Annotated in this window: 18 protein-coding genes and 10 pseudogenes; 13 read left to right on the forward strand and 15 right to left on the reverse strand. The window is 39.6% G+C overall.

Features of this window, described 5'->3' with window-relative positions; translation table 11 throughout:
• Together K6984_RS27360 and K6984_RS27365 are read right to left on the reverse strand one after the other, a co-directional pair.
• Positions 1 to 158: pseudogene (locus K6984_RS27360) on the reverse strand (DDE-type integrase/transposase/recombinase); the annotation flags it as partial.
• Positions 145 to 702: a tetratricopeptide repeat protein gene (locus K6984_RS27365; protein WP_338024572.1), complete on the reverse strand. Its 558-nt coding sequence runs from the start codon at positions 700 to 702 to the stop codon at positions 145 to 147. The gene K6984_RS27365 and the pseudogene K6984_RS27360, both read right to left, overlap by 14 nt.
• 209 nt (positions 703 to 911) lie before the next feature.
• Between K6984_RS27365 and K6984_RS27370 the strand changes: the two are divergent.
• From K6984_RS27370 to K6984_RS27380, 3 genes and pseudogenes are all read left to right on the forward strand, one after another.
• A pseudogene (locus K6984_RS27370) lies at positions 912 to 1667 on the forward strand (type I restriction endonuclease subunit R, EcoR124 family); the annotation flags it as partial.
• A gap of 326 nt (positions 1668 to 1993) precedes the next feature.
• Positions 1994 to 2551, forward strand: a pseudogene (locus tag K6984_RS27375) (type I restriction endonuclease subunit R, EcoR124 family); the annotation flags it as partial.
• Entirely contained in the window at positions 2544 to 3176 is a 633-nt protein-coding gene (locus K6984_RS27380) for a restriction endonuclease subunit S (RefSeq protein WP_230988315.1), read from the forward strand. The pseudogene K6984_RS27375 and the gene K6984_RS27380, both read left to right, overlap by 8 nt.
• Here K6984_RS27380 and K6984_RS35190 read toward each other — a convergent pair.
• Positions 3118 to 3243 (reverse strand): hypothetical protein, encoded by a 126-nt coding sequence (locus tag K6984_RS35190; protein ID WP_263458897.1) that lies wholly within the window; start codon positions 3241 to 3243, stop codon positions 3118 to 3120. The genes K6984_RS27380 and K6984_RS35190 overlap by 59 nt on opposite strands.
• A gap of 12 nt (positions 3244 to 3255) precedes the next feature.
• On the opposite strand from K6984_RS35190, the gene K6984_RS35195 reads away from it, so the two are divergent.
• The 6 genes and pseudogenes from K6984_RS35195 (at position 3256) to K6984_RS27405 (ending at position 7487) form a co-directional block, all read left to right on the forward strand.
• Complete coding sequence (locus tag K6984_RS35195; RefSeq protein ID WP_263458593.1) at positions 3256 to 3390, forward strand: hypothetical protein; 135 nt, start codon at positions 3256 to 3258, stop codon at positions 3388 to 3390.
• Between the two features lie 10 nt (positions 3391 to 3400).
• On the forward strand, positions 3401 to 4003 hold the full coding sequence (locus K6984_RS27385; protein WP_221898244.1) for a restriction endonuclease subunit S: 603 nt from the start codon (positions 3401 to 3403) through the stop codon (positions 4001 to 4003).
• A gap of 159 nt (positions 4004 to 4162) precedes the next feature.
• A pseudogene (locus K6984_RS27390) lies at positions 4163 to 5661 on the forward strand (type I restriction-modification system subunit M); the annotation flags it as partial.
• Between the two features lie 4 nt (positions 5662 to 5665).
• A pseudogene (locus K6984_RS27395) lies at positions 5666 to 5905 on the forward strand (DDE-type integrase/transposase/recombinase); the annotation flags it as partial.
• A gap of 304 nt (positions 5906 to 6209) precedes the next feature.
• Positions 6210 to 6289: pseudogene (locus K6984_RS36755) on the forward strand (IS6 family transposase); the annotation flags it as partial.
• 478 nt (positions 6290 to 6767) lie between these two features.
• Positions 6768 to 7487: an Lcl C-terminal domain-containing protein gene (locus tag K6984_RS27405; RefSeq protein WP_221897753.1), complete on the forward strand. Its 720-nt coding sequence runs from the start codon at positions 6768 to 6770 to the stop codon at positions 7485 to 7487.
• A gap of 14 nt (positions 7488 to 7501) precedes the next feature.
• Here the strand turns inward: K6984_RS27405 and K6984_RS27410 are convergent, their stop codons facing one another.
• The 4 genes and pseudogenes from K6984_RS27410 to K6984_RS35205 form a co-directional block, all read right to left on the reverse strand.
• The gene (locus tag K6984_RS27410; RefSeq protein ID WP_221897754.1) at positions 7502 to 7651 is read right to left on the reverse strand and encodes a hypothetical protein; all 150 of its coding nucleotides are present in this window, start codon (positions 7649 to 7651) and stop codon (positions 7502 to 7504) included.
• 185 nt (positions 7652 to 7836) lie between these two features.
• Positions 7837 to 8256, reverse strand: a pseudogene (locus tag K6984_RS36760) (3'-5' exonuclease); the annotation flags it as partial.
• 29 nt (positions 8257 to 8285) lie between these two features.
• Positions 8286 to 8414 carry a hypothetical protein gene (locus K6984_RS35200; protein ID WP_263458898.1) on the reverse strand — a complete coding sequence of 43 codons (129 nt, stop codon included), beginning with the start codon at positions 8412 to 8414 and terminating at the stop codon, positions 8286 to 8288.
• Positions 8415 to 8441: 27 nt separating this feature from the next.
• Positions 8442 to 8570 carry a hypothetical protein gene (locus tag K6984_RS35205; RefSeq protein WP_263458596.1) on the reverse strand — a complete coding sequence of 43 codons (129 nt, stop codon included), beginning with the start codon at positions 8568 to 8570 and terminating at the stop codon, positions 8442 to 8444.
• Positions 8571 to 8590: 20 nt separating this feature from the next.
• On the opposite strand from K6984_RS35205, the pseudogene K6984_RS27420 reads away from it, so the two are divergent.
• Positions 8591 to 8930, forward strand: a pseudogene (locus tag K6984_RS27420) (IS66 family transposase); the annotation flags it as partial.
• Positions 8931 to 9386: 456 nt separating this feature from the next.
• Here K6984_RS27420 and K6984_RS35210 read toward each other — a convergent pair.
• Complete coding sequence (locus K6984_RS35210) at positions 9387 to 9515, reverse strand: hypothetical protein (protein ID WP_263458600.1); 129 nt, start codon at positions 9513 to 9515, stop codon at positions 9387 to 9389.
• A 167-nt stretch (positions 9516 to 9682) separates the two neighbouring features.
• Between K6984_RS35210 and K6984_RS27430 the strand changes: the two genes are divergently transcribed.
• A complete protein-coding gene (locus K6984_RS27430; protein ID WP_221898247.1) occupies positions 9683 to 10108 on the forward strand; it encodes an Lcl C-terminal domain-containing protein in 426 nt (141 codons plus the stop codon).
• Between the two features lie 540 nt (positions 10109 to 10648).
• Here the strand turns inward: K6984_RS27430 and K6984_RS27435 are convergent.
• Positions 10649 to 10975 carry a hypothetical protein gene (locus K6984_RS27435; protein WP_221898248.1) on the reverse strand — a complete coding sequence of 109 codons (327 nt, stop codon included), beginning with the start codon at positions 10973 to 10975 and terminating at the stop codon, positions 10649 to 10651.
• 229 nt (positions 10976 to 11204) lie between these two features.
• Here K6984_RS27435 and K6984_RS27440 point away from each other — a divergent pair, with 229 nt between their 5' ends.
• Positions 11205 to 12890 carry a DUF3344 domain-containing protein gene (locus K6984_RS27440; protein WP_221898249.1) on the forward strand — a complete coding sequence of 562 codons (1686 nt, stop codon included), beginning with the start codon at positions 11205 to 11207 and terminating at the stop codon, positions 12888 to 12890.
• A 57-nt stretch (positions 12891 to 12947) separates the two neighbouring features.
• Here K6984_RS27440 and K6984_RS27445 read toward each other — a convergent pair.
• The 6 genes and pseudogenes from K6984_RS27445 to K6984_RS27465 all read right to left on the reverse strand — a co-directional run.
• Positions 12948 to 13049: pseudogene (locus tag K6984_RS27445) on the reverse strand (IS6 family transposase); the annotation flags it as partial.
• A 238-nt stretch (positions 13050 to 13287) separates the two neighbouring features.
• The gene (locus K6984_RS27450; protein WP_221898250.1) at positions 13288 to 13428 is read right to left on the reverse strand and encodes a hypothetical protein; all 141 of its coding nucleotides are present in this window, start codon (positions 13426 to 13428) and stop codon (positions 13288 to 13290) included.
• Positions 13429 to 13481: 53 nt separating this feature from the next.
• The gene (locus K6984_RS27455; RefSeq protein WP_221898251.1) at positions 13482 to 13832 is read right to left on the reverse strand and encodes a hypothetical protein; all 351 of its coding nucleotides are present in this window, start codon (positions 13830 to 13832) and stop codon (positions 13482 to 13484) included.
• Between the two features lie 380 nt (positions 13833 to 14212).
• Entirely contained in the window at positions 14213 to 14395 is a 183-nt protein-coding gene (locus K6984_RS27460) for a hypothetical protein (RefSeq protein WP_221898252.1), read from the reverse strand.
• A 27-nt stretch (positions 14396 to 14422) separates the two neighbouring features.
• Positions 14423 to 14551 carry a hypothetical protein gene (locus K6984_RS35215; protein ID WP_263458596.1) on the reverse strand — a complete coding sequence of 43 codons (129 nt, stop codon included), beginning with the start codon at positions 14549 to 14551 and terminating at the stop codon, positions 14423 to 14425.
• Positions 14552 to 14650, reverse strand: a pseudogene (locus tag K6984_RS27465) (IS6 family transposase); the annotation flags it as partial.
• A gap of 509 nt (positions 14651 to 15159) precedes the next feature.
• Between K6984_RS27465 and K6984_RS27470 the strand changes: the two are divergent.
• Positions 15160 to 16120 (forward strand): replication initiation protein (locus K6984_RS27470; RefSeq protein ID WP_230988316.1); only part of this gene is annotated, 961 nt, incomplete at its 3' end.

A 16120-nucleotide genomic window follows, 5' to 3' on the forward strand; every position in this document is an offset into this window, starting at 1 on the left:
AACATTTGTCCTTTTTTGATCATTTTCATTATCTCAATACCTGCTAATGTTTTTTGAGCGCTATGGAAGTTTTTAAAACCCAACATAGGGCGAGTTATTCGTTTAATGTTCCTATGATCTTGTTCGATAATATTATTCAAATATTTACATTGTCGGATTACAAGAGGCAGTCATTAGCTTTGCAACAATATCTCTATTTTTATGCGCTGATTTAAGCCCACTAGACGCCGCAATATTAAAAAATTTATGTGCCATAACATAGTTCTGAACAACACCTTCCCCAAAGTAATACATCAATCCTAAGTTGTATTGTGCATCAGTATATCCTTTTTCTGAGGCCTTCCTGAACCATTTAACGGCTTCTTTGTCGTCCTGAACAACACCTTGCCCTTCGTTATACATGCATCCTAAGGTGTATTGTGCATCAGCATTTCCTTGTTCTGCTGATTTCTTGTTCCACTTAACGGCTTCTTTGTGGTTCTTAACGACACCTACCCCGATGCAATACATCATTCCTAAGTTGTATTGTGCTTGAGAATCTCCTTGTTCTGCTGCCTTCCTGAGTAATGGCCAAGGTTCTTTTGTGTCATAAACAACGCCTACCCCTCCTTGTTCTCCTAAACGCATGTCTACAGCCCTCATACATCCATTAAGTGTTGTTAATGAAATTATTATTCCCCAAATTGCATACAGAGGTTTCATCTTAACCTGAAGTTGCCCAATTATTGAGTAGCTGAAATACACAATGCTGGTGTATCGAGGTTTATTTTAGGTGGTTTTGCCATGTTTATAGCAAACCCCTACTTAATTCCCCTTAGGCAATAGCATTTGAAACGAATGAAAAGACTATTTTTTTCATATAGTTGTAGCATAGTTTCAATTTTACCATAAATAATTATTGGGAAACTTCAGTTAAACAACTACAAGAAGACTTTCCGCAAGAAAAAGCGGACAACCAAGTAGAGCCAGAAAAGAAAAAAGAAGCTCTTAAAGAAATTATTGCCAACTATAATCAGCAATATGGCACTAACCATAAAATTAACGAATTTGATCTTTACTACCAAGATGTACAGCAACGCATTAAAGACCAAAAATACAGCAATGCCGGTTTCCCCCACAAAAATAAAATTGATATTGTCATTGTAGTGGATATGTTACTGACAGGGTTTGACTCTAAATTCTTTAATACACTTTACGTGGATAAAAACTTAAAATACCACGGCTTAATTCAAGCCTTCTCGCGGACAAATCGCGTCCTTAATGACAGTAAGCCTTGGGGTAATATTCTCGATTTTCGTGGGCAAGAAACTGAAGTTAACGCCGCTATCGAGCTTTTCTCAGGGGCGGCTAAAAACCGTGCTAAAGAAATCTGGTTAGTAGATTCTTCCCCTGTAGCAGTTAAAAATTACCAAAAATCCATCGAAAAACTAGATACTTTTATGCAAGGAAAAGGGCTGGATTGTAGCCCGTCAGAAGTGGCCAATCTAAAAGGTGATATTGCCAAAGCTGAGTTTATTAACCACTTTAAAGCCGTGCAAAAGCTCAATACCCAAATTGAGCAATACACTGAGCTTAGTGATGAGGAACAGCAACACATAGAGACTGCTTTATCTATCGAAGACTTGCGCGGCTTTAAAAGTGCTTACTTAGAAATAGCCAAAGACCTTAACCCATCTTCGTCACTTTTATCTTTCTAAGCTATTGATTCATCGGTTTAAGCGATTTTTTGTCGAAAAATTCTCTTTAAAATCAATGGTGTTTTTTTTGAAAGTTTTGTAGTGCCATTTATATTATTTTTGTCGATAAATTCATTCGCTGAAAATCATCACTTCGCTTAGGCTCCGTTTCCCTGATTTTCAGCGTGCGACAAAAATACTCTAAAAAATTCAACGTTTTATACAAAAGCACAAAATCTGTAGTGCCAACTGGCTACTTTTTAAAATTTCAACCAATTGATTTATAACAACTACATCATCAATAGTGACGAAGATGGGTTAAGCGCAAGCAAGATAAAGACGGTGAAGGTATTGAGATCGAAGTGCAACAATTAGATTTTGAATTGGTGATCTTTGCTTCTGCTGTGATCGATTACGATTTCATTATGGGATTAATCGCCAAATCCACCCAAGACAGCAACAAAGAAAAAATGACCCGCAAAGAACTAATCAACATGATTAGTAGCCATGCAAACCTAATGGAAGAAAGTGAAGATATTATTGATTATATCAACAGCCTCAAGGTTGGCGAAAAACTAGATGAAAATCAAATCCGCAAGGACTACCAAGCCTTTAAGGCAGATAAAACGACCAATGAACTAAACACGTTAGCTACAAAACATGGGCTACAACCACAAACCTTACAAGATTTTGTCGGTACGATTATTAACCGCATGATTTTTGATGGTGAGAATTTAAGTGATTTATTGTCACCGCTAGAACTTGGCTGGAAAGACCGTGTAAAAAAAGAATTGGCGTTAATGAAAGACTTAGCCCCACATTTACATAAACTGGCGCAAGGACGTGAAATCTCGGGGTTATCGGCGTATGAGTAAGAAGAGTAAAAAAGGCCTGATGCAGCAGCTATTCCCTGCTGAAGGTGGAACTGTTCCCCAACTGCGATTTCCTGAGTTTCTGGATGCGGGAGAGTGGGGTATTAAACCTCTAGGTGAATCATGCGATATTTTAAATAATTTGCGAAAGCCAATCACAGGAAGTAACAGAGAAAAAGGGTTTTATAGATATTATGGTGCTAGTGGAATAGTTGATTATGTAAAAGATTATATATTCGATGAGAAGCTTCTATTGATTGGTGAAGACGGAGCAAAATGGGGTGCGTTTGAAAAAACGGCATTTATTGTTACAGGTAAGTATTGGGTTAACAATCATGTGCATGTGTTAAGAGTAAAAATGGTTAACGATATTTTCTTAGAAAATTATATTATTATGTTGGATATAGCTCCCTTCATTACAGGGTCGGCACCTCCAAAACTAACTTTGAAAAATCTCAAAAAAATACCGATCCCCGTTCCTCAGGATAAGAAAGAACAACAAAAAATAGCCGACTGCCTATCTTCCATAGACGATCTCATAACCGCCCAAGCCAAAAAAATAGAATCACTCAAAGATCACAGGCGCGCCATGCTACCTCACGAAATTCCGGGACTCCTGTCGCCGTAATTCGTTCACCTACGCAGCGAATAGGAGATGCTCCAGCCGCCCTGCGTCCGCCACAGACTGAGCACAAAGCAGCTCAGTCATGGCTACCACAAATGGCTCTACGGCTATTCGGGATAAAATTTTAGCCTCCCTCGCGCGCTATCGCGCACTTCGGATTGGCAAATTTCCCTGCGCCTTCTGGAGACTATCAGCCCGTCCGGGGCTGACAGCGTAAGAAAGGCCTGATGCAGCAGCTATTCCCTGCTGAAAGTGAAACTGTTCCCAAACTTCGCTTTCCTGAGTTTCGGGATGCAAGGGAGTGGGAGGAGAAGCAATTAGTTAATTTAATATCAACGGTCATACCACCCAAAAAACTATTGTCTGAAAGCTACTTAGCTGAAGGCTTATATCCCATTATTGATCAATCACAAAATTATATTTGTGGTTGGACAAATGACCAAAAAGCTGTGATAGCTGATTTTTTACCTTTGATTATTTTTGGTGATCATACTTGTCTTTTTAAATTTGTAACGGAGCCGTTTGTTCAAGGTTCTGATGGTATCAAGATATTAAAAACAAACGAGCTAGTTGAGTCGCACTATTTGTATCAATTCCTGCGATTTAACCCCCTCGTTATGGAGAGTTATAAAAGGCACTTCTCAGATCTCAAGGAAAAACAGATTGTTTTTCCGAGAAAAAAAACAGGCGAACAACAAAAAATTGCCGATTGTCTATCTTCCATAGACGATCTCATAACCGCCCAATCTCAAAAAATAGAATCACTTAAAGCGCATAAAAAAGGCATGATGCAGCAGCTATTCCCCGTCGATAACGAGGAGTATATGTAAACAATCAATCAACCTATTTAGACTCGCTGGTTGCACTAATCAGGGTGAAAACAAAAAGTATTTCAAATAAATATTAGGGGATTTTATGACTAATTACAGGTTTAATCCTGAACTATTCCCTAAGCAAATAGATAAAAACATAGAAGAGTCAACCTAATCATGACAAAAGAACAACACAAAGAGCTGGGTAGAACCCTTTGGGGTATTGCCGACCAATTACGTGGCGCAATGAATGCGGATGACTTTCGGGATTATATGTTGTCGTTTTTGTTTTTACGGTATTTGTCAGATAACTACGAGTTAGCAGCCAACAAAGAATTAGGCGCTGATTATCCTAAGCTTGAAGAAATCGATAAGCGTTCCCCCTTGGCTGTGTGGTATGAGAAAAATACAGAGGATATTGCCGAGTTTGAAAAGCAAATGCGCCGTAAAGTGCATTATGTGATTAAGTCAGAATACCTGTGGAGCAGCATCGCAGAGTTAGCTAGAACACAAGATGCTGACTTGCTTGTTACCCTACAGAATGGTTTTAAATACATTGAAAACGAATCCTTTGGAGATAATTTCCAAGGCTTGTTTTCAGAGATTAATTTAAATTCTGAGAAGCTGGGTAAAAATCACGAAGACCGGAATGCTAAACTCTGCAATATCATTTCAAAAATTGCAGAAGGCATTGCTGATTTTTCAACCGATAGTGATGTATTGGGTGATGCCTATGAATACCTGATTGGTGAGTTTGCGGCAGGTTCTGGAAAAAAAGCGGGTGAGTTTTATACGCCGCAACAATTATCCAATATCTTGTCTGAAATCGTCACCCTTGATAGCCAAGACCCAACCACAGGGCAAAAGAAAAAATTAAATAAGGTACTCGATTTTGCCTGTGGTTCAGGTTCGTTATTGTTAAACGTACGCCATAAGTTAGGCGCTAACGGTATTGGTAAAATATACGGGCAAGAGTCTAACATTACGACGTATAACTTAGCACGTATGAACATGTTGCTACATGGGGTTAAGGATTCTGAATTTGAAATCTATCATGGTGATTCACTGATCAATGATTGGAGCCTTCTTAATGAAATGAACCCTGCTAAAAAGCTAAAGGTAGATGCTGTCGTAGCAAATCCTCCTTTTAGTTACCGTTGGGAACCTAATGAGTCGTTAAGCGAAGATTTTCGCTTCAAAAGTCATGGGTTAGCTCCTAAATCGGCAGCTGATTTTGCTTTTTTATTACATGGCTTTAGCTTTTTAAGTGACGAAGGCACGATGGCCATTATATTGCCTCACGGCGTGCTATTTCGTGGTGGTGCAGAAAACCGCATTCGTACTAAGCTACTTAAAGACGGCCATATCGATACTGTTATTGGTTTGCCTGCCAATCTGTTTTTCTCAACTGGGATTCCTGTATGTATTTTGGTGCTAAAAAAATGCAAAAAGCACGATGATGTGTTGTTTATTAATGCCAGTGAATATTTTGAAAAAGGCAAACGTCAGAATCGATTACGTGATGGTAAAGATGGCGAGCCAAATGATATTAAAAAAATAGTCGAATGTTATCAATTCAGAACTGAAGAAGTGAGATATTCCCGTGTGTAAACATGCGTGAAATTGAAAAAAATGATTTCAACCTGAATATTTCACGTTATGTTAGTACGGCAAAGCCTCGTGGATCATGCTACGCTCAATCGTTGGGTGATCCGTTATTCGCCCGACATTGCTGTAAAAGCTAAATCTCAGAAACGAGGAACCAATAAATCGTGGCGCATGGATGAAACGTATATCAAAGTGAAGGGGCAGTGGACCTATTTATACCGAGCTGTTGATAGTCACGGTGATACGCTTGATTTTATGCTTTCTGAGCGCCGTGATGAAGAGGCTGCAACCGAATTTTTCAAACAAACAATGTAACTACTCAGCGTGTTTTTTAACTTTAAAATCAAATGGATATATTTTAATTTAACCTGACTTTAGTCATTTTCACCTTTAAAAAGGGGTGAAAACTGGACTAAAATTCAGAGAGATACATTAATTATTATTTTAAATCAATCTGTTATGAGTTTAAATTACGCTGAGTAGTTACCAAACAATTAACAATAATGGCTTTCCTGATAAGGTCGTTATGGATAAAAGTGGCGCTAACTATGCAGGATTATCCAATATTAACCTCTTGTTAATCCTCGCTGGGTTTGCCAATATGATCGACATATTACAGGTTAAATATTTGAATAACATCATCGAACAGGATCACCGCTTTATCAAAAAAAAACAAAACCGATGATGGGCTTTAAACTCGATGTTCAAGTTTTCAGCTATAACTGGGCTAAGAAAAGTACATTTTTCCGGCTTTGTTTTATAAGTGATTGATTTACAATGATGTTTATGCTTTCTTTGTCAGTAAAATTATCAATAAAATCAATCAGTTAAAAAACTTGAACATCGAGTTAAAGCGTTTCACTCCGCTCAAGCAACCATTGATGGAATTGAAACGGCACATATCATTCGAAAGAGGCAATTGTCTGAGGAAAATATTCCTGCTTATAAGCAGTTTATGGCTTTAGCAGGATAGTTATGCTTGAAGGCCAAGAGAGGTCTGCGCTTTTAATAATTATTGCGTCAGAACCCAGATATTGATATCTTTGTGGCTAAAATTGAGGGGGATAAAACTTCTTAAGTGTTGTATCGTGAGCGTAAGTTACGCTAAACTAAGTAATCTTTCTGAGAAACTTAGGCTCTACGGTGTTATTTTTTATATAAATTGAGGTGTAAAATGAAGAGATATAATTTTTTAGTGTTATTAGTAAGTGTTTTAGTGTTATTCCCTGCGCGAGCAGATGATCTTGAGGTGTTCACCCCGTACGCTCTTTATGATAATCCTATAGTAGAATTTACTCAGGAACCTGAGTACGATGATTTTTGTACATCATCGTTTGCTCCTTATGGAGCTTTAGAAATGGATGAAGAAGAAATGTCTCAGTATCTAACATCTTTGCAGGATGGTCCTTGTGCCAGAATTTATGAGGTTGGTGATGAGGGTCCCGCGGGAGGTCGTGTATTTTATATTTCGGACGATGAAGGAAAACATGGATTAGAAGCTGCTCCCGATGATTTTAGTGGTGTTGAGTGGGGCTGTCATGGAATTAAGGTAGAAGGAACTAATCATACAGAGATTGGTGGGGGGAAAGATAACTCTGATGCACATGCAGAATTTAACTGTAAAAGTCGCTGGGGCGGAAGAGTTGCTTTCGATGTAGTTAAGGATTATAAATTACATGGATATCTGGATTGGTACGTGCCCTCTCGTGACGAGTTGCTGACTATGAAGTCTGAGTTGAGTGTTAAGGATCTCGGTAACTTTGCTAAATCTTGTTATTGGGCTTCTACAGAAGCATGGGGTACATTCAGTTGGATGGTAAATTTTGGTTCCGGCGGGTACGTATATGGCGAGAAAAGCCTGAGAGTCCGCGTCAAGCCTATTAGGACTTTTTAATTACAGTCCGCAGTTTAGACTTTAAAAACATCCGCTGTCAGCCCCGGACGGGCTGATAGTCTCCAGAAGGCGCAGGGAAATTTGCCAATCCGAAGTGCGCGATAGCGCGCGAGGGAGGCTAAAATTTTATCCCGAATAGCCGTAGAGCCATTTGTGGTAGCCATGACTGAGCTGCTTTGTGCTCAGTCTGTGGCGGACGCAGGGCGGCTGGAGCATCTCCTATTCGCTGCGTAGGTGAACGAATTACGGCGACAGGAGTCCCGGAATTTCGGGAGGTAGCATGGCGCGCCTGATTTATATTATCCTTTAAATTTTCAAAACTCCTTTTTAAGTTGCTTCCATCATCATTCAATGATAGCACTAAAATAATAACCTCTTTTAAAGATTGGTCTGATATTAATGATGTAATGTTTTTTAAATCTGGGTTGTTGTTACCCTCTATTTTCAACCTGTTAAACAATCGCTGTTTGTGTAAGATGTCTTGAGGGTTCAGTCGAACTCTTAACCCAAGATCAAATGTCTTCATTAAATCAGACTCAAATCGAATAGTTCCTGGAGTCATTTTGTAGTAGAAAGGAAGGTTACTTTCTACAAGTTGAGCTTCTAATTGATTAAAAAAATATTTGTTTCTTGCAAGCACAGCAATTTTTTCATAGGAAATTTCACCTTCAATATCACCATGTACCTTTAATGAAACTAATGATGTTATCTTATTAATAATCCACTGAACTTCATCGCCTTCATCCTCAAAACCTTTTATTTCAAAGATACCTTTTTTAACTGTTTCTGCAAAATTTTCTACATCCGCTGAAAATCAGGGAAACGTAGCCTAAGCGAAGTGAAGATTTTTAGTCCGCGATAGCCGTAGGGCCGTTGTTTTTTCGGAGTCTGAGCGTTAGCGAAGGTGGAGACAAAATAAAAGGCCATCCGACACGGCGTCAAGTCATTTGGAGCCTATGTTCCGACCCCTTGTTGGGTCGGGACGAGGTGACGAGGACGAATCGGGGCCGCCGGAGGCATAAGTGGTCGCGTTAAGTTTTTGCTGCTTGCTTGGGCTGGGATGCCCAAAACAAGCTTTCGCAAAAATAGCGACTCCCCGAGTCGAATCAGCGTGCATTCATGCGGATGAAACAGGCATTAATATTAATGGTAAGCGCCATTGGCTACATGGGGCCTCCAGTGTTCAGTGGACACACTTCTTTCCCCATGCCAAACGTGGCACAGAGGCAATGAATGACATTGGTATTTTACCCCATTTTCATGGGATTTTATGTCATGATCATTGGAAGCCCTACTATAAATATGATTGTACTCATTCGCTTTGTAATGCACATCATTTGAGGGAATTAACGCGCGCCTGGGAGCAGGATAAACAGGAGTGGGGCGCTTGAAATGAAACGACTACTTGAAAAAATGAATGATGCCGTCAATGAAGCAGGTGGCATGCTACTACATAAAGAAGCAGAAAAGCTGATTAATTATGAAGAGGATGTCTTGCGCTTCATGACAAATACCTGGGTGCCATTTACCAACTGAAGTTTCCCAATAATTATTTATGGTAAAATTGAAACTATGCTACAACTATATGAAAAAAATAGTCTTTTCATTCGTTTCAAATGCTATTGCCTAAGGGGAATTAAGTAGGGGTTTGCTATAAACATGGCAAAACCACCTAAAATAAACCTCGATACACCAGCATTGTGTATTTCAGCTACTCAATAATTGGGAAACTTCAGTTTTGAAACACACTCGCTGAAAATCAGGGAAACGGAGCCTAAGCGAAGTGAAGATTTTTAGTCCGCGATAGCCGTAGGGCCGTTATTTTGTCGGAGTCTGAGCGTTAGCGAAGGTGGAGACAAAATAAAAGGCCATCCGACACGGCGTCAAGTCATTTGGAGCCTATGTTCCGACCCCTTGTTGGGTCGGGACGAGGTGACGAGGACGAATCGGGGCCGCCGGAGGCATAAGTGGTCGCGTTAAGTTTTTGCCGCTTGCTTGGGCTGGGATGCCCAAAACAAGCTTTCGCAAAAATAGCGACTCCCCAAGTTTCTTGTTTCTTGCTATCTACAAATTTGACACCTTCAATGACATCTGCCAGAAGCTTAAAGCCCCTGAGTTTATTTTTGCGGTTTTCAGCACTCTGTGCTAATCTCGTGACAAATATAGTTGTAATAAATAATCTTGTGAAGTTACAAATGCAAAAAATAGAAGAAAAATTCTTACCCGTTTACTATAGAATTGAGTTTCACGAGAAATCAATAATAAATGATGCTTTTCATAAGCTTGAAATTTTGTCTCCAATTTCTGTAGCAATTGGAGACAAAATTAATTCTATTGACTTGGGTAACCACAATCTGGAACCAGAGGCTGCGGGGTTTTCGGATTGGTACATTCCGTCGGCATCCGAACTTCATAGGGTCTTTGATATTTTAGGTGTTCAGGAGGCCTCTGAAAATATTTCTAGCACACCTTTCCCAAGATACCGTAAATATTTCTGGTCGTCCTCGGATGCGAATGAACGTAAGAATTCAAAGAGCTTCGGCATGAATTTGACGACTGGTTCAAAATTCCGTGCGGATAGAGCTTTGAGGTTTAGTGTTCTTCCGATTAGAAACTTTTAGGGAATCCACATTAACCAAACCTTAAAACAATTTAGAGGATATTAAAAATGAAATTATTAACACTAGGTGGTACAGCCCTACTTACTTTTTTCGCAACGGTGAATGTTAACGCGGAGTCCTCCGTAGGGTACGAGGAGGCCACGTTTGAAATGGGAGGTCAAGGTCCAGCTGGTGGAGTTATATTCTACCTGACAGATGATAAGCTTCACGGTATGGAGTCTGCGGGGTATCTGAAAGACTCCCAAGGGCTGTATATGTTAGCAGAATGGGGCTGTAACGATATTTATAAGGACGTAGGATTTGGCGTAAAGCTTGGCGAAGGAAAGGCAAACTCCTTGGAGCTATTGGAAGAATGTAGTTCCGATAGGGGTGGATTGATCGCCGCAAAGCACGCTGATAATTATGTCCAGAACCAATACTCCGACTGGTATCTACCCTCGCAAGATGAGCTTAGCAAATATAGCTACCTGATGTGGGAATCGGGTCGGAAAGTCGTAAACTCCTCTGCGGACATCGAACACTACTGCACCTGGAGTTCAACTAATTACTTCTGGAATGCCATTGGTGCGGGATATGCCCAGGGGATGACTCAAGAATTCGATGAATACTACAGCTTGTATACATCGGGCAGAGCACGTTCAAAAGAGTGCGCAATAGTTCCAGTAAGAGATTTTTAACATAGTGTTTAGAACCTTTTATGGATTCAACATTAAACAATATGGAAACGGAGCTTAGCGAAGTGGTGATTTTTGGTCCCTGATAGGCGACAGGGAAATTCGCTGATTCGACGTGTGCTAGCAGCACGCGAGAGGAGTCCCGGAATTTCGTGAGGTAGATGGCAGGGGCATCCCGTCTAAGCGGGGACACGCAGTGATTTCAAGGGGTCAAGAACAACCTTAGATCGGCTATTTCTGGGCAGAGGTAATTCCCCCATCTGGCCTAAAAACCATGAAAACAAACCAGAAAAATCCTGCTCAAAAAAAAACGTTTAGAATCGGGGAGTCGCTATTTTTGCGAAAGCTTGTTTTGGGCATCCCAGCCCAAGCAAGCTTTCGCAAAAATAGCGACTCTCCGACTAAAATTTTAGGTGTTTAACATGAAAAAACTATTATTAGCTTCACTTCTGACAGGGGCATTCTTTGCGACAGGCGCACAGGGCGCTCTCAATAAATTTAAGGTTTATAATGGAAATGTAGCCATTTCGACTGATGGTTTCGGTAGCCATTCAGGATCTGGTATCATTTCAGCATCCGTACCTGATGGCGCTACAGTAAAAGCAGCTTATTTATATACTGCCTCATACTTTAAGAACGTTGCCGTGGTGCTAACCTTAAATGGCACTCCTGTTACTTATGGCGACGGCATCTTTCAGCACAATGAAATTATAGTAATGAATACGTCAAATTCGGGGGAATTAGGAACGTCTCGCGCTGATGTTACCTATATTGTAAAACCAATTATTGATGTAGGTACTGGCGGTGTTTATAACTTCAACCTCGTAGAATTTTTTAATCACGCTTGGATCGATGGTCACGCCTTAGTTGTTGTTTATGAGCATCCCTCTTTACCTGAGGCAACTGTTGCTATTTTTGATGGTTTCGCAGATGTCAATGAAACCTTCTCTATAAACTTTACTAATCCTTTAAATCCTAATGAAATTATTTTTTTTGCTGAAATGACTTTAGGTATAAGTTTTAGTTGTTGTGAGCAAAAATCGACTGTTATGGTTAACGAGCAACTATTAACGAATAATGCAGGTGGTGGCGATGACGCTATTGGTGACAATAGCGTACACACACATGGTAATTTAGTCACTATCGGCAGTTTTTATGACCCACTCTCTCCGGGCACCCCTAGCTATGAAGAAGATCATGAGCGGTATAATATTGCTAGCTTTATTAGTGAGGGTGACACCAGCATTGATATAAATACAAACAGCGATGCAAATGATATTGATAACATTTTTTTAGCTACTTTTTATGTAGGGAGCGTTGTTCAGAAACAAATTGATAGGCTATTTACTTTGAACGAGGAAATTGATCGGATATTAGCTTTGTCAGGAAAGCATTCACCATTATTATCTAATCCTACGGAGTCTATGAATATACAGGGTTATCATGCGCGTTACTATACAGAATCAAACTTCTATATGGGGGTTAAAAATAGTAAGCTTTGGATGCTTGATGGGAATACTATGGTAATGTCTGACCACGGATTAATAATTCCTTGGCTACTCAAGGCAAGCACGTTCCAAGATAATCATAGTCATGTTATTGACAAAAGTACAAGCATTAATTTAGGCGTAGTACATGGCATTAACCTTAATTTAATCAATCCTATTTCATCAAACGGACACACCTATTATTATCTAGATTCTTCAGGAGATGGTAGCTCTTACGGGTATGATCCTATTTCTCATGAGAACCTAGATGATTTACTGAATGAGGGCAAAGATACGGTTGCCACACAAGAAGGTTCTCATGATGGGAGTGATGATGAAAGGTCGGTTATTTTAGAAGGTTATACGCTAATATTACCTACTATTTTGGAACTTAGGGCACTAAGCACTGGTATAGAAACTAACAATACAGAAGCATTGGGGTATTATGCATCGCAGTGGAACCCCTCTCATTACTGGTCTGCAACAGAGGGGACTTTGTATAGCTCGGGCTATTGGGGAGACAATAAGCACCAATACCTGCATATGGATTACAATGATAAACATGAGTTTTCTGATGAAGTCAGAAACTGGGTGGTATTTGAGGTACTTAAGTCTCCTTAAATAAGAGGTTCTCAGGGTATCTGTTTCCAAAGAAAGGTAACTTTAACTTCACCTCCGCATTTCTTCAAGGTCGCGATACGAAACGTCATACCTGACATAAAATAAAACAGCATAAAGAATGACATCTTTTGGAAAGTGAGTGCCTTTGAAGCTGAACATATGATCCACCTTTTATTGAAATTGAGAATTATGATAGCAGATAACGTCGGGAAGGGGGATTTATGCAACAGAACCAAAAACGGCAACAGTCCCTCGCTGCCAGCCATGGAGAGCGAAAGCGAGGGCTGGTAGTCCCCAGAAGGCGTAGGGCCGTTGTTTTGTCGGAATCGTAGCGCTAGCGTAGGTGTAGACAAAATAAAAGGCATTCCGAAACGCCGTCCAGTCATTTGAGGGAGTGTTACGAAGCCAGCACCGAGTTTACGATGGTAATGGCGAAGTGGCACGTACGCAGGACGTCTGGGGCCGCCGAAGGCATTAGTGGTCGCGTTAAGTTTTTGCCGCTTGCTTGGGCTGGGATGCCCAAAACAAGCTTTCGCAAAAATAGCGACTCCCCACATGCTCCTCTTTACAACAACAAATGCATTTGTTAATTTATTTCCGTTTGAAACTGCAAAGTACTTTCTCATTTCTTATGCCCATCTCTTGATCTAAAAATACAAAGAATTTTTTTATTACAGTTTTTAATTCACTTTCAGTGGCATCTCCTATTTTACTTACATACCACCTTCTAAAATAGCTATTTGCCATACCTACTGTGATTTCATCTGAGTTTTTAAGTGCACAATCAAAACATAAAAATTCTATAAATAATCCAATGATTGTGGTTTGTTTTCTGGCTGTTCTAGGTGAAAAATTTCTGGCTAAATAACCCTCGAACTCTCTTTGTAAAGGTTCCAGACATTTTCTACACTCACTATCATTAGTAAAAATTTCTTTTTCCATGCTACTTATTTGCTCTGAATTCGGATATCTTGAACCTAACGCGCGCTTCAGTTGCCGCGGCAGTTAATAAGGAATTAACAATAACATGATTGACTTACAGAAAACAAAAAAAAGAATCGATAATACAGCCATGAACCCCTAAGACAGGCAGCTAATCCCCTTTCACAGCCCCCGCCCCCCTCCGAAAGACTGCTTAAAAAAACAGATAATATCAGCTTGAGTTTCATGTATCTTGGGATCGAGTTACTTGAGTTTTTAAGCCCCCTTTCACAACCGTTACGCTCTGCGCGTTACCAGATATATAAAATATCCGCCCCTGCTCCAAAGGTTCTGTCGCAATAATTATCAAAAAGCGTAGTCCTCCTGGTCTTCAGGCATAACTATCCTGCTAAAGCCATAAACTGCTTATAAGCAGGAATATTTTCCTCAGACAATTGGCCCCGCTGAAAATCATGGAAACGGAGCTTTAGCGAAGTGAAGATTTTTAGTCCGCGATAGCCGTAGGGCCGTTGTTTTGTCGGAGTCTGAGCGTTAGCGAAGGTGGAGACAAAATAAAAGGCCATCCGACACGGCGTCAAGTCATTTGGAGCCTATGTTCCGACCCCTTGTTGGGTCGGGACGAGGTGACGAGGACGAATCGGGGCCGCCGGAGGCATAAGTGGTCGCGTTAAGTTTTTGCTGCTTGCTTGGGCTGGGATGCCCAAAACAAGCTTTCGCAAAAATAGCGACTCCCCGAAAATCGGTTTTGTTATTTTTTTGATAAAGCGGTGGTCCTGTTCGATGATGTTATTCAAATATTTAACCTGTGATATGTCGATCATGATTTTTTAATCCTTAAGGTGAGAGGATTTGGTCATCTATAATATAGTTGTTGTTTTAACTACTTAACTATTTAACTACTTAAAGGGTTTTTAACTATTTGAATATAAACGCTAAATAAAGCATTAAGGTGAGAGGATTTGGTCATTAAGGTGAGAGGATTTGGTCATTAAGGTGAGAGGATTTGGTCATTAAGGTGAGAGGATTTGGTCATTAAGGTGAGAGGATTTGGTCAAGGTGAGAGATTTGGTCAAGGTGAGAGAATTTGGTCAGGTGAGAGATTTGGTCAAGGTGAGAGATTTGGTCAGGTGAGAGATTTGGTCAAGGTGAGAGATTTGGTCAGACGTTATAAGTTCTAAAGGTGATAAAAAATATTGACATATAATCACCTTTAGGGTTATTTTAACGCATGCCTGAATTAGATTTAACTAACCTTGACCAAACTGTTTTTTTTAAACCCACGGGTACAGTACATATAGCGAATTCTTTTTCACTTATAGAGAGAAAATTGCTTAATGCTATTGTATGGCATTCTCAAAAACATAGATTTACTACAGAAGAACAGAGTTTGCCAGTTAGAGATGTATTTTATTTGTTAGGTTTAGAGAGTAGCAGAAATCAAGAGGTTATTAAAAGTGCGATTAGAACACTTGTTAGTACGATTATAGAATGGAACAGTCTTGAAGCTGATAGAGCACAAGGATGGGGAGTATGTACTTTTTTATCAAGTGGTAAGTTGACATCAGGAGCGCTTAAATATCGATTAAACCCTGAAATAATAGAGCAAGTTAACCACCCCACCCTATTTGCCAAAATACAGTTACTTATACAGTCTAAAGTTAAGAAAAGACATGCCTTGGTTATGTATGAGTTTTTTATTGATGCATTGAGTCGAATGAAAAAAGATTCACTACGTTTAGTTGTGGAGTTAGAAAAACTTCATCCCATGTTAGGTACAGAAAATACCCCTTTTAAATTTTTTAATCGTGATGTTTTAAAACCTAGTGTTAAAGAGATTCAGAAACATACTGATTTAGATGTAAGATTTGAAACAGTGAAAAAGGGACGTCGGATTAATGAGATTGTTTTTTTTATTAGTAAAAAAGAAATGTTTCAAACGTCAATTAATTTTGATGATAATGAAGACGACTCCACCTTGTCTACACTTGGAATAAAACAATCTTTAGAAGTTTTAAAAGAACAAGGACTCAATATTTCCATAGCAAAGGAATTAGCCAATCAGTTTGACTATGAACATATTATCGCTAATATTGCTTATACAGAAACACAAGTTATAAAAGGTAAGATTAACAACAAAAATGCATTTTTAGTAAAGTCTATTAAAGAAAATTATAGTGCTAGTGAATTGAGTAATGAGCAGTCATATAGTGGCATAACACGAGAAGAAATAGAAAATAAAGCACGCCGAGGAGAAAGTTATAGCGAAGCAGCTGAAAGAATAAAAAAAG

The sequence above is a fragment of the Bathymodiolus japonicus methanotrophic gill symbiont genome (assembly GCF_019721995.1).
GTDB lineage: Bacteria > Pseudomonadota > Gammaproteobacteria > Methylococcales > Methylomonadaceae > Methyloprofundus.